Genomic DNA, 12,746 nt, shown 5'->3' on the forward strand with positions numbered 1-12,746 from the left:
GGAGTAGGGAGTAGGGAAAGAGTGTGTGATGCTCTTTAAGAGAGTAGAGACAAGTGTGAAGATCTAAAATCTCAAATTGAGTCAGGGACCTGAAAATACAGCCTGCTCTATATCTTTTCGGCTGAGAGAATATTTAAAAGAGCGTTGAATGTCTTGTCCTACTCCTTCAGCATCAACGTATCGGATTGTCAACTGGTCGATATCTAACCATAGTTCGGCTTCCCAATTCGATTTTTGAATGCGCCAGCAATGCAGTTGCTTTTGGTCTTGTTGACAACCTTGGTCTTTCAACCACTGCTCGATTTGAGGTAAAGGATGATTGTATAAGGGAGTGTCGGCAGAAGGTAAGGACATATATTAGAAGTTGTAAGTCAGAAGTCGTAAGTCGTAAGTTGGAATTACCTAGCCACCAGCCAAAGCGCCACTCTTTAGCGATCGCTTTGTAGAGACGTTACATGTAACATCTCTACACTGACAATTGATAACTGAGCTGGTGGGACTGGAGTTTGCAAGGTATCACCCCGGATCGTAGCAATAGCGATCGCCAATAATATACAACCTATGAAGGTCAATCCCAAAATAAACAAGACAAACACTTCTCCAGATGACAGGGGACGATCTGTAGGGTCGAGGTAAGCAGAGGAACGCCGTCCGTCTGGTCGTGCGGCTGCGCGCTGAAAATCTGGAGGTGGTTGGATGACATACAGACGAGAATAGCCAATATGCATGTCGTAATTCGTCCGCCGTTCTGGATTGCTCAGCGTGGCATATGCTTCGTTGAGCTGCTGAAATTTGACAGTAGCAATTGCTGAAGGTAAGTCGGTTGTGTCAGGATGATACAGTTTGCTGAGATGTCGGTAGGCACGACGAATTTCGATTGGCGATGCCGAGGGATGCAGTCCAAGCAGGGTATAGTGAGTGGCTTGGTCTGTCATGCGGTCTGACACGCGGTCTGACATGGGGCGATCGCTATTATTTGGCATTCCCCAGTGTTGAGTCACGGCAGTTTGACTAGTGCGGTTAGTTTTTTATCTATTTTAAATCTACTCATGCTAAGCAGCTTGCATTCCATCTCAGATTTAATTTAAAAGTTTAGTAGTCATAAAATTTACGTTTGATTCAAAATGCTAAACTTAAAAATACAGAAAATATCTCTGTTTCAAAAAAAATATATTTTTCCTATATTGGCAATTTTAAATTAGTTGAAACATACTTTTTAGACAAGCAAATAATTATAGAACTTAAGTATAAAGCCAAAATTTTCAAATTTTCCCGATGGATGAATACAAGGTTAGACTAGACTTAGAATTTTTTTGCTTGCTTTTTGGTTACGCGATCGAGACTCTGAATGAGAGTTCGCAGCGCGTCCGAATGAATTGTATATAAAAACACATTTACCCGAAGCTAGTTTTGCTAGTCTAAACCCTGCATTCTGAATATTAAAGCGTGCGTTTGGGTGTGAGGATAAATGCATAAATTCTTGTTGCAAGTATTGCCGATCGCCTCGGTAATATTAGCGTGTCATGCCGTTGATAGTTATAGAGTAAGTGCAGAGACTAACGCGGTAGAAGTTAGCTCAAAACAGACACTAGTTAGCACGAATTACAATCGCGAAGCTAAATTATTGCTACCTCCCGATCGCGGCGATCGTCACGCAACCGATCGTACTTCCATAGAACCTGAAACCGATCTAGCGATGACCCCTAGAGTCGAGATACCGGAAGCAGCAGGCGACCCGATGGCGCAAGTCACATCTGTATCGCAGCTATCAGATGTCCAACCTACTGACTGGGCATTTCAAGCGTTACAGTCCTTGGTAGAGCGCTATGGTTGTATTGCAGGATATCCAGACAGCACCTATCGAGGCAGCCGTGCTTTAACGAGATACGAATTTGCGGCTGGTTTGAATGCCTGTTTGGACAGAATTAACGAACTCATTGCTACAGCATCGGCAGATACCGTTAAGCAAGAAGATGCCGATACGCTGCAAAAATTGCAGACAGAATTTGCCGCTGAATTGTCTGCTTTGCGCGGTCGCGTGGATGCTTTAGAAGCAGCGACAGCAGAACTAGAAGCCAATCAATTCTCGACTACGACGAAATTAAGCGCTCTAGTTTGGGCTAACGTCACGGGAGCTTTTGCCGATGGTGACGTACAATTTGAATCAGTCGATCTCTTTCCGCCAGCTGCATTTGGCGGCGTTGTCGCTAGACGAGGGGGAAGAGATGCAGCCACAGGTAGACCAGTTGTACAAGAACTTACAGACGATCCAGAAATTACTTTCAGCGATCTGATCTGGTTGAATTTCGATACTTCCTTCAACGGTAGGGATAGCCTCAAGGTGCGGCTAGTTGCAGGTAATGCCGACTCTCCCGCCAACCAATTTACCTCAGCAGGGCTGTACAACACCTATGGCGTACCCTTTTTCGACCAAACTGCAGGGATTCAAGGGTTGGGTAATGATGTCGTTATCCACGAACTGTATTACAGTTTTCCCGTGGGAGATAATCTTGAAATTGCTTTTGGTCCCCGGATTAACTGGTATCGCCTATTTGACTACAACGCTTTTACCTTTATCCTCACGGGTGCGAATAGTTTTAACTCCAATGGCGGTACGCTAGTCAATGCGATCGACCGAGGATCGGGGGCGGTTGTAACTTGGAAGCCTAGCAAGCAATTGCAATTGACCGCAGGTTACATTGGAGAAAATACAGAATTTCTTTCTAGTACGATCGCGCCTGGATTTAACACCTCTAGCGATCCGAGATTTGGCTTATTTGGTGGTACGTACACGGCAACGGCTGAACTCACTTACTCGCCCAGCCAAAATTTCAATTTGAGACTGTTATACAACCGGACGCGGATTCAAGCAATTGGTGGAGTCATTGGTGGCGCGGCGGGAGAGCCAATTTACGGAATTGCAGATAACGGCAGTTCGGCGGTATTCGACCCAGTGACAGGACTCGTTGCTGATGGTGGTTTGGATGCTGGTTTGGCTGATACCTATGGAGTTAATTTTGATTGGTTGCTAACTCCTGGTATCGGTTTATTCGGACGTTACACCTACGCCAAGACTAATCTAGTGCCTAGTGATGGAGAAATTGAAGCCCAAGCAATGCAAGCTGGCGTTGCTTTCCCCGATTTGGGTAAGGAGGGAGCGCTATTAACTATCTCTTATGTCAGACCGTTTGCCATCTTGGACGGGCGCGATTTTCTCGTTGCTGGCGGCGGAAATGGTGGCGTGCAGTACGAGTTTGAAGCAAATTATTATTTTCCACTAACAGATAATATCGCTTTAGTACCAGCGTTTTATCTGGTTGCCAATCCAAATAACTTTAGCGATAACCCAACGATCTATGTAGGTAACTTAAGAGCGCAGTTTAGCTTTTAAGCGATCGCTTCATTGCTCAGATGGTAGAGAGCTAATTATTTTCCTCATAATCATACAATAATGAGTCTTGGAGCGATGCTCCAACTATACATGCTTTACTCAGATCTACCCCAGTTAGTTCTACTAACTTTAATTGTGCGTAACGTAAATCGGTTCCGGTCAGATTAGCACCACTGAGATTGGCTCCAGTTAAATTCGTTAAGCGCAAATCTGCTCTATTTAATAAAGTGTCACGTAGATCTACACTGCTCAAATTGGCTTTAATGAGAATTGCTCTACTCAGGATGGCTTTATACAAAGTCGCATTGCTAAGATCCGTTCTCCAGAGTGTAGCGCCAGATAAGTTTGCCTCGCTGAGCTTAACTCCTTTTAAGTTTGCTCCATTTAGGTTTGCTCCAGCTAATTCTGCTCTACTCAAAATAGCTCCGCTCAAGTTGATTTCACTCAAATCGACTCTGCGCAAGTCAAAACAGCTAAAATCTCTTTTGCCAGCAGTATAAAGCCCCAGTAGAGTCTCAACATTCATAGATCGGTATTCATAAATACGCCAGGAGTTACGCACGGAAGTTGAAGATCTCGATCCTCCCTGGTTCCCCTAAAAAAGGGGGGAATTTAAAGCCCCCTTTTTAAGGGGATTGGGGGATCTCCTATAAAGCCCCTTTTTAAGGGGGTTGGGATCTCCTCAATTTCTTCACCCCGCCTGCGAGATATATTGGGTTTGAAAGAGCAGTACTAACTAGCACCACTCCCCCATCTATAACGTTTTACATCCGACTCAGGTTGAGTAGCTCTTGGGGAGAAGCAAGCATATCAATTGCTACGAAGAAAATTTTGCCTTGAGGATTAATCAAAAACCGCCAAGCAATATTCATCCCAACGTTGACACCAAACCAAGGGGTTTGGACGACACCTGTGACTTTTAATTGTTTGGAGCCATCCGGTTGTACTTCACAGATACCTTGTTTCGGCATCATGTTTAACCCTTGTGCTTCTTCTCGCATGTATTTCGCGATCGCCTCATGACCGACAATTGGCTTTTGAAATGGGGGTTGTAAAGCACCATCAGCAGTAAACAAAGCAATAGCAGCGGCGAAATTGTCTGCGTTCATTGCTTCGACATATTGCAACACCGCAGGCTCGTTAATCCCTTCAATCTTGACATTGGTGGTGACGGGTTCGGTGCGTTCAAATACTGGTTCTGCACTCTTTCGAGAACTGCTGGGAGCCAAGTCGGATGTATCGAATCCCATGTCTACGACTGTGTTGCGCAGAACTGTGATCTGCTGACCTGGATCGAGTTTCTGGGTTGCTTCTAGGACGACTTTGACACCAGGAGACATTTGATAGCCAGTTGGAATTGGAGCGACGATCCCCTGTTTCATCAACTCTCCTAACTCGTACCAAAAAGCTAGCTTGGTATTCACGCTGAAGAAACCATAGGAACGGTTGATCGGAGTGTCAATGCGATTAGCAAGGTCGCGCATGACTTTGGTTTGCTCTTCAGGTGACATTTGTTTGATTTGGGTGAGCAATCCTTCCGCCAGTTGTAAACGAGCCGCGCCTGGAGCTGCGGGGGTGATTGTCCGACCCATTTCCGTGTAAGCATACCAAAGGTACGCTAGGCGATCGTCAACGCTCAGTTGGTCGAATAGCGCTATAGTGGCTGGAATTGGACTGGGGATTTGAGTTCCAGAGAAGATATTTTGTGCCGACTCGATAGTATAAGTCACGATCGGAAGCTCCAGATTGCTTTGTATTAATCAATTTTGAGATTTAGGGCAAAATGCTAAAGCTGGGGCTTTGGCATGTACCCACTTGGTTACGTAAATAAATGTAACAAGCTAGTTAAATTTTGTAAAGAAATTTATCGATTTCGATCGCTTTGCCGCTCGATCCAGTAGATAGCACGCGCCATTAGGTAGTTTAATCGAGCAAGCGATCGCGCAGTCGCACACCAAGTTACACAGTAGCGGCTAGTCCAAGTGCTGCCTGCAAGCTAAAATAATTCTGAGAAAACGTTGCATAACTTTACAATGCTTGTTACATTACCATTTAGTTAAAAAATACATTAATTGGATAAACGTATATGAAATCTAATGTTCGGGATGATTTGATGAGCTTTTTACGCGACGAATTGTCGGTTTCAGAAGCAGCGATCGCGTTAGCTTTAAGAAAGGGAGAACAGGAACTAAACTTTCTGCCGATGGTACTTTGGCAATACGGATTTATTACCTTGCCACAACTAAACCGCGTGTTCGATTGGTTAGAAATGGTGTAGGATCTACTAACGCTGTAACTCGTGTAACTTCACGTCAGCTATTGTCTTGAGTAGCAATATAAAGTGATGGCTTATGATACAGCCTTATCTGGCAAAAATTTCGATTTTTCCGGTTAAATCGCTTGATGGCATCACTTTGTCTCAAGTCAGTGTATTGGCAAGTGGCGCATTTCTGCACGATCGCGAGTATGCTTTATTTGACCAAAAAGGGCGATTTGTGAATGGTAAGCGCAATGCTAAGGTTCATTTGCTGCGATCGCAATTCGATGCAGATTGTCAACAGCTATCGTTACAAGTCCAAGGAACAGATGAGAGCGTTACTTTTCACTTGGATAAAGAGCGTTTGGAGTTAGAAGCTTGGTTGAGCAATTATTTTGGTTTACCTGTCAACATTAAGCAAAATAATTTCACAGGGTTTCCAGATGATACTAATGCTTCTGGACCTACAGTAATCAGTGCAGCTACGCTTGCAGAAGTTGCCTCCTGGTTTCCTGACATAAGTGTTGAGGAAATGAGGAATCGGATACGAGCAAATATAGAAATTGATGGCGTACCTCCATTTTGGGAAGACCGATTATTTACCAAAGTAGGGGATAGTATCCAGTTTCAAATTGGAGCAGTTGTATTTGCTGGAATTAATCCTTGTGCGAGATGCATCGTACCCACAAGAGATTCAAAAACAGCAGTAGCAACAGAGAATTTTCAGAAAATCTTTGTTTCTAAACGTAAAGAAACCTTACCAGATTGGACAACTCCAGAGAGATTCGACCACTTTTATCGGTTAAGTATCAATACAAAAATTCTATCGTCAGAAGTCGGAAAAATCTTAAGAATTGGCGATCCAGTTTCAATCTAGAATCTAATAAGGGCAATGCCAACCTTACGATTCAGAATTAAAATAAGGCGAATAGAATTCGCGACTACACAGGCAAAGTCCGCCTGCGCGGACTAAGAGTTGGTTGCGTCTAATTTTGCTTTGGTAGTAATTAGATGAACGTACTCGCTCTTACCATTAGTATAAGCCTCGCGATCGCCTGGAAATTTTTGTGATAAGTCTCGCTTTAGTCGTGCGTAGCGTGTGGCTTCTTCTGGGTGGCTACAGAGATAATTGCGAAAATACAATCTTTCCCATAATGTGTTTCCAGCAGTCGCCATATGAATGTGATGGGTACGCTTACCATCAGACGATCGCTTAACAAACATCATATACCCTGGAGGGCGATCGCTACGCCATAGATATTCATATCCTGCATCTACTAACTTGGGTAAGGCTTCTTGTTGAATGCGATCGAAGCTGGGAATTTCCACTAATATATCGATTATGGGCTTAGCAGGCATTCCAGGTATAGCTGTGCTACCGAAGTGTTCGATTCGGAGGATCGAAGCTTTTCCCAGCAGATTTCGTAGGTAAATAGCTTCTTGCTCGAATAACTCTACCCATTTGCGATCGTATTCCACGATGACAATATTATCCATACCTTTAAATTTCCCTCACTCCTCACTCCTCACTCCTCAATTCGCATCCCTACAACTGCCACAAAGTGGCTAATATATAATTTCTATGGTCTAGCTAGATGTCTCTCTAATAGAGAAGGACAAGCAGAGGCATTCTATAGTAAGAAGGGCTACCACAGGAGTCCGAAAATTATTGTCATGTCGCAACGACTCGGCTCTAGCACAGATTCATGGACATTTTAGCGAAGAATAGCACATTTCCAGCTATTAAATATAAAACTATAATTCTAGTTTTTAAATTATGAGCAAAACCACAGATTTTTTAAGTCATCTTAACCCCAGTCAGCGTACATCTGTAGAGCATTTTTGCGGTCCCTTGCTAGTGGTTGCGGGTGCGGGTTCTGGTAAAACGAGAGCATTAACTTATCGAATTGCCAATCTGATTCTCAAACACCGTGTCGATCCTCATAATATCTTAGCCGTGACTTTTACCAATAAAGCGGCACGGGAGATGAAAGACAGGATTCAAAAAATCTTTGCCGAACAAATAGCACTGAGTCAATACAATAAACCATTAGATAAATTAGCCCCACACGAACAAACAAGATTGCGATCGCAAGTTTACAAAACCTATATTAAAGATTTGTGGATCGGTACGTTTCACAGTTTGTTTTCCCGGATTCTCCGATTTGATATTGAAAAATATCAAGATGAAAAAGGGAGACGCTGGACGAAAAACTTTTCTATTTTCGATGAATCCGACGCTCAAAGTGTAGTCAAGGAAATTATTACTAAAAAGCTCCAATTAGACGACAAAAAATTTGAACCGCGTTCCGTCCGTTACACTATTAGCAATGCTAAAAACCAGGGACTTTCTCCCCGCGATTTTGAACGAGAGCAACCTAACTATCGCGGTAGAGTTATTGCAGAAGTTTACGGGTATTACGAAGATAAGCTAGCCGAAAACAACGCTTTGGATTTTGACGATCTGATCTTAATGCCAGTTAAGCTATTTCAGCAGAACGAACAAGTTCTTGGCTATTGGCATCAGCGATTTAGACATATTCTAGTTGATGAGTATCAAGATACAAACCGAATTCAGTACGATTTAATTAATTTACTCACAACAAACGGTGAAACGAGAAAAAGTGAATGGGATTGGCGCGATCGCTCAATTTTTGTAGTTGGCGATGCCGATCAATCAATTTATAGTTTTCGCATGGCAGATTTCACCATTCTGCTAGACTTTCAAGCCGACTTTGGTGATGGCTTACCTGACGAAGATACTCGTACGATGGTTAAGTTAGAAGAAAACTATCGCTCTAGAGAAACTATTCTACAAGCCGCTAACCAACTGATTGAAAACAATACCCAGCGGATCGATAAAATTCTGAAGCCAACGCGAGGGGAAGGAGAAAAAATCTATTGCTATAAAGCTGATGATGAAATCGCCGAAGCCCAATTTGTCATCAACCATTTACGTAGTTTAGAACAGCAACATTCAGAATTTAATTGGGGTAGTTTTGCCGTTCTTTATCGTACTAACGCTCAATCTCGTCCCATAGAAGAGAATCTAGTCCGTCAGGGTATTCCTTACACAATTGTCGGTGGATTGAAGTTCTACGATCGCAAAGAAATTAAAGATGTTTTGGCATATTTAAGAGCAATTGTCAATCCTTACGATACCGTAAGTTTATTACGAGTGATTAATACTCCCCGTCGCGGTATAGGTAAAACTACAATTGATAATTTAGTTAATGCTGCCCAACAACTTAATTTACCCTTTTGGGAAATTCTCAACGACGAGACATCAGTTAACACTTTAGCAGGGCGATCGGCTAAGGGTGTCAACAATTTTGCCCAATTAATTCGCAAATGGCAAGAACAGGTAGATACTCTTTCTCCGAGTGCGATCGTGCAGGGAGTTTTAGATGAATCTGGCTATGTTAAAGACCTCCAAAGTCAAGGCACGGATGAAAGTTTAGATAGGCTGCAAAACGTACAAGAACTTTACAACGCCGTTCTACAATTTGAAGAAGAAAACGAGGAGGTTAACCTATCAAATTTTCTTGCCAGTACAGCTTTAACTTCCGATTTAGACAATTTGAAAGAAGGACAAGCTGCTGTTTCTCTCCTCACGCTTCATGCTTCCAAAGGATTAGAATTTCCCGTTGTTTTTCTCGTGGGGTTGGAACAAGGACTACTTCCTAACTATCGTTCGCTTGACGATCCTAAATCCTTGGAAGAAGAACGCCGCTTGTGCTATGTAGGAATTACTCGCGCTCAAGAAATACTTTACCTCACCCACGCCCGCGAACGCCGTCTTTACGGTTCCCGCGAACCTGCGATCGCATCTCAATTTCTGGCAGAATTACCCAAAGAATTACTCAGTTTCCATCTTTCTAGCCAAGCAAAAGTTCCTAATACATCGACTAGATCGACTCATCAACCAACTCAAAAGTGGAGCCATCCTCAAAATAATAGTGCTAGCAAAAATTCATCAGAGGCAGATTTAGAGAGGGACTGGCGTGTAGGCGATCGTATTTTCCACAAAAACTTTGGTATTGGTGAAGTGACTCACATTTTCGGTTCTGGTAACAAAATCTCTTTAGCAGTTCGGTTTGCTAGTCTCGGCACGCCAAAAATTGTCAATCCTAAAATCGATCCACTGCAAAAAGTGGAATAAATGGGTAATTGGTAATTGGTAAGCGATGACTAATACAAGGAGCTTTTTATGAGTCAGGCGCGGATACGATGGACAACTAGCGATTTAGAGTTGCTACCAGATAACGGCAATCGCTATGAAATTGTCGATGGAGAATTATTTGTGACACGCGCACCAGGTTGGAAACATCAAAGAGTTTGTAATAACATTTGTACGGAATTAAATCTTTGGTCGCAACAAACTGGATTAGGGGAAGCAGTCACTAACCCTGGCATTATTTTTACTGATGCCGATAATGTCATACCAGACGTAGTTTGGATAAGTAAAGAGCGATTGGCTGCTTTGCTAGACGAAGCAGAACACTTGACTGGCGCACCAGAATTGGTTGTTGAGGTACTATCTCCAGGGGAAATCAACGAACGTCGTGACAAAGAAGCTAAGCTCAAGCTGTATGCTGCTCAAGGAGTGCGTGAATATTGGATTGTAGATCCGCGCTTGGAGCAAATTCAAGTTTGTCGCCGTGAAAATGCAACGCTGGTTATGGTAGCAACTTTATTTACCAGTGACGCACTTACCTCGCCTTTACTTCCTGGTTTTAGCTGTGCTATAGCAAGATTGTTTGGTTAGACGTTTTATAGAAGTCAGCTTGATAGAAGTCAGTGCGATCGCAGTGAAATTGTTTTTCTCCAAAACTAAAACTGTATCAAATCCAGTTTGTTTCTAGAAATCAAATCCTCTAAGCTAGTCGAGGAGTATCCAGTCGAATAGCTGCAAAAACCCGTGAAATATTTCTTTCTCACTGAAGGATGGACAGTAGGTAGAATCTGGGCATCTGATGGTCTATGGAATGAAACAGCATGGCGGCGACGACCAGACATTCAGCGGCTTAACGTTTGTTTAGTAGAAGCAAACGAAAAATTATGGCTGTATCGGGTAGAAGACACGATTATGACTGTAGAAGTCAGACCCGCTACTGCTTCAAGTAATGGCACAAAACAAGCGATCGGACAAGTTGTACTCAAGCGATTAATCACCGCCGAACAAGTCATCGATCGCCTGGGAACCGCCGAAGCCATGTGTCAACTCAAAAGCATTCAATCTGTAGTTCAATAATAAATAGAGAGCAAGGAGCAGGGGGAGGGAAAACCAACAGCCAACAACTATACAACCCTCAACCGTCAACTATTAACCGTCAACTGTTAACCGTCAGCCATCTTGCATTCAGTCCCGCCAATAGTTACACTTCTTTAATAATTCTCATTTTTGTATTGAATACCATTGCTGAATTTTACAAGTCATCTGGATCGTCCAGATCCAGATCTAGTAAGGCTCGGTTGATGGCAATAACAAAAAGCCGAAAAATTATCCTGTAGAAATAACTCATCGAGGAGGAGCGTAGTCGATGGGACTACCTTGGTACAGAGTACACACAGTCGTCCTGAACGATCCAGGGCGGTTGATTGCTGTACATTTAATGCATACAGCACTAGTTGCAGGCTGGGCTGGTTCGATGGCTCTATACGAACTAGCTATTTACGACCCCAGCGATCCAGTATTAAACCCCATGTGGCGGCAAGGTATGTACGTACTGCCCTTCATGTCACGCTTGGGTGTAGTTGGCTCTTGGGGTGGCTGGAACGTCATGGGCGCTCCCAGCTACGACCCTGGTTTCTGGTCGTTTGAGGGCGTTGCTGCCGCTCACATCGTTCTTTCCGGTTTATTATTCCTAGCTGCTTGCTGGCACTGGGTTTATTGGGACTTGGAACTTTTCCAAGACCCCCGCACGGGCGAATCTGCTTTAGACCTGCCAAAAATGTTTGGTATCCATTTATTCTTGTCTGGTCTACTTTGCTTTGGCTTTGGTGCTTTTCACCTCACCGGACTATTTGGTCCAGGGATGTGGGTTTCTGACCCCTACGGCATCACCGGACACGTAGAAGCAGTCGCGCCGGAATGGGGACCAGCAGGCTTTAACCCGTTTAATCCTGGCGGCGTGGTGGCTCACCACATTGCTGCGGGTGTTGTTGGTATTATTGCTGGTTTATTCCACTTAACAGTCCGACCTCCCGAACGGCTCTACAAAGCTCTGCGGATGGGGAATATCGAAACCGTGCTTTCTAGCAGTATTGCTGCCGTCTTCTTCGCTGCTTTCGTTGTAGCAGGGACGATGTGGTACGGTAACGCCACAACTCCAATTGAACTGTTTGGTCCTACCCGCTATCAGTGGGATGATGGCTACTTCAAACAAGAAATGACCCGCCGCGTGCAAGCTAGCGTGGCTGAGGGTAAGAGCTTGTCTGAAGCCTGGTCGGAAATTCCAGAAAAACTGGCGTTCTACGATTACGTAGGTAACAGCCCTGCTAAAGGTGGTTTGTTCCGCGTCGGTCCGATGAATAAGACCAACGGTATTGCTCTGTCTTGGGCAGGACACCCCGTATTCAAAGATAAAGAAGGACGAGAATTAGAAGTTCGTCGTCTGCCTAACTTCTTTGAAACTTTCCCTGTTGTTTTAACAGATAAAGACGGTGTTGTCCGCGCTGATATTCCTTTCCGGCGGGCAGAATCCAAGTACAGCTTTGAGCAAACAGGTGTAACTGTTAGCTTCTACGGCGGTGAGTTGGGCGGTCAAACCTTTACCGACCCAGCCGACGTGAAGAAGTATGCTCGTAAAGCTCAAGGTGGCGAAATCATCAATTTTGACGGCGATCAAAGCACCAGATTTGGCGATTTAGCACTTGCTAAGCCTGATGGCGTATTCCGTACTAGCCCTAGAGGTTGGTTCACCTTTGCTCACGCTACCTTTGCATTGCTGTTCTTCTTCGGTCATTTGTGGCACGGTTCTCGCACGATCTTCCGCGATGTATTCGCAGGAGTCGAGGCAGATCTGGAAGAACAAGTCGAATGGGGGCTGTTCCAGAAAGTGGGTGACAAGACCACTCGCCGAAAGGAAGCCTAGA

The 12,746-nt window shown here is 44.0% G+C and carries 12 protein-coding genes; 7 read left to right on the top strand and 5 right to left on the bottom strand.

Features of this window, described 5'->3' with window-relative positions:
• Positions 1-81 precede the first annotated feature (81 nt).
• Together N4J56_RS28035 and N4J56_RS28040 are read right to left on the bottom strand one after the other, a co-directional pair.
• Positions 82-354 (bottom strand): DUF3143 domain-containing protein, encoded by a 273-nt coding sequence (locus N4J56_RS28035; RefSeq protein ID WP_317109415.1) that lies wholly within the window; start codon positions 352-354, stop codon positions 82-84.
• A 74-nt stretch (positions 355-428) separates the two neighbouring features.
• Positions 429-959 (bottom strand): J domain-containing protein, encoded by a 531-nt coding sequence (locus N4J56_RS28040; RefSeq protein ID WP_410500618.1) that lies wholly within the window; start codon positions 957-959, stop codon positions 429-431.
• Positions 960-1,468: 509 nt separating this feature from the next.
• On the opposite strand from N4J56_RS28040, the gene N4J56_RS28045 reads away from it, so the two are divergent.
• The gene (locus N4J56_RS28045; RefSeq protein WP_317109417.1) at positions 1,469-3,391 is read left to right on the top strand and encodes an iron uptake porin; all 1,923 of its coding nucleotides are present in this window, start codon (positions 1,469-1,471) and stop codon (positions 3,389-3,391) included.
• Between the two features lie 31 nt (positions 3,392-3,422).
• Here the strand turns inward: N4J56_RS28045 and N4J56_RS28050 are convergent, their stop codons facing one another.
• Together N4J56_RS28050 and N4J56_RS28055 are read right to left on the bottom strand one after the other, a co-directional pair.
• Positions 3,423-3,917: a pentapeptide repeat-containing protein gene (locus N4J56_RS28050; protein ID WP_317109418.1), complete on the bottom strand. Its 495-nt coding sequence runs from the start codon at positions 3,915-3,917 to the stop codon at positions 3,423-3,425.
• 238 nt (positions 3,918-4,155) lie between these two features.
• Positions 4,156-5,121, bottom strand: a complete 966-nt coding sequence (locus tag N4J56_RS28055; protein ID WP_317109419.1) for an orange carotenoid protein N-terminal domain-containing protein — start codon at positions 5,119-5,121, stop codon at positions 4,156-4,158.
• A 356-nt stretch (positions 5,122-5,477) separates the two neighbouring features.
• On the opposite strand from N4J56_RS28055, the gene N4J56_RS28060 reads away from it, so the two are divergent.
• Complete coding sequence (locus tag N4J56_RS28060) at positions 5,478-5,669, top strand: DUF2949 domain-containing protein (protein WP_317109420.1); 192 nt, start codon at positions 5,478-5,480, stop codon at positions 5,667-5,669.
• A gap of 73 nt (positions 5,670-5,742) precedes the next feature.
• Positions 5,743-6,525: an MOSC domain-containing protein gene (locus N4J56_RS28065; protein ID WP_317109421.1), complete on the top strand. Its 783-nt coding sequence runs from the start codon at positions 5,743-5,745 to the stop codon at positions 6,523-6,525.
• A gap of 92 nt (positions 6,526-6,617) precedes the next feature.
• Here the strand turns inward: N4J56_RS28065 and N4J56_RS28070 are convergent, their stop codons facing one another.
• Entirely contained in the window at positions 6,618-7,145 is a 528-nt protein-coding gene (locus N4J56_RS28070) for a GrpB family protein (protein WP_317109422.1), read from the bottom strand.
• 280 nt (positions 7,146-7,425) lie between these two features.
• Between N4J56_RS28070 and pcrA the strand changes: the two genes are divergently transcribed.
• The 4 genes from pcrA (at position 7,426) to psbB (ending at position 12,745) form a co-directional block, all read left to right on the top strand.
• Positions 7,426-9,810 carry a DNA helicase PcrA gene (gene pcrA / locus N4J56_RS28075; RefSeq protein WP_317109423.1) on the top strand — a complete coding sequence of 795 codons (2,385 nt, stop codon included), beginning with the start codon at positions 7,426-7,428 and terminating at the stop codon, positions 9,808-9,810.
• Positions 9,811-9,858: 48 nt separating this feature from the next.
• Positions 9,859-10,416, top strand: coding sequence for a Uma2 family endonuclease (locus tag N4J56_RS28080; protein WP_317109424.1), 558 nt, complete (start codon positions 9,859-9,861; stop codon positions 10,414-10,416).
• A 153-nt stretch (positions 10,417-10,569) separates the two neighbouring features.
• Positions 10,570-10,902: a hypothetical protein gene (locus tag N4J56_RS28085; protein WP_106548311.1), complete on the top strand. Its 333-nt coding sequence runs from the start codon at positions 10,570-10,572 to the stop codon at positions 10,900-10,902.
• Between the two features lie 289 nt (positions 10,903-11,191).
• Positions 11,192-12,745: a photosystem II chlorophyll-binding protein CP47 gene (gene psbB / locus N4J56_RS28090; RefSeq protein ID WP_317109425.1), complete on the top strand. Its 1,554-nt coding sequence runs from the start codon at positions 11,192-11,194 to the stop codon at positions 12,743-12,745.
• Position 12,746: the final 1 nt, after the last annotated feature.

The sequence above is a fragment of the Chroococcidiopsis sp. SAG 2025 genome (assembly GCF_032860985.1).
Classification (GTDB): domain Bacteria; phylum Cyanobacteriota; class Cyanobacteriia; order Cyanobacteriales; family Chroococcidiopsidaceae; genus Chroococcidiopsis.

Bases quoted from the DNA above. Each gene is read 5' to 3' on its own strand.
- N4J56_RS28070 (WP_317109422.1), bottom strand. From the start codon at position 7,145: ATGGATAATATTGTCATCGTGGAATACGATCGCAAATGGGTAGAGTTA.
- N4J56_RS28040 (WP_410500618.1), bottom strand. From the start codon at position 959: ATGTCAGACCGCGTGTCAGACCGCATGACAGACCAAGCCACTCACTAT.
- N4J56_RS28080 (WP_317109424.1), top strand. From the start codon at position 9,859: ATGAGTCAGGCGCGGATACGATGGACAACTAGCGATTTAGAGTTGCTA.
- N4J56_RS28065 (WP_317109421.1), top strand. From the start codon at position 5,743: ATGATACAGCCTTATCTGGCAAAAATTTCGATTTTTCCGGTTAAATCG.
- N4J56_RS28060 (WP_317109420.1), top strand. From the start codon at position 5,478: ATGAAATCTAATGTTCGGGATGATTTGATGAGCTTTTTACGCGACGAA.
- psbB (WP_317109425.1), top strand. From the start codon at position 11,192: ATGGGACTACCTTGGTACAGAGTACACACAGTCGTCCTGAACGATCCA.
- pcrA (WP_317109423.1), top strand. From the start codon at position 7,426: ATGAGCAAAACCACAGATTTTTTAAGTCATCTTAACCCCAGTCAGCGT.
- N4J56_RS28050 (WP_317109418.1), bottom strand. From the start codon at position 3,917: ATGAATGTTGAGACTCTACTGGGGCTTTATACTGCTGGCAAAAGAGAT.
- N4J56_RS28035 (WP_317109415.1), bottom strand. From the start codon at position 354: ATGTCCTTACCTTCTGCCGACACTCCCTTATACAATCATCCTTTACCT.
- N4J56_RS28045 (WP_317109417.1), top strand. From the start codon at position 1,469: ATGCATAAATTCTTGTTGCAAGTATTGCCGATCGCCTCGGTAATATTA.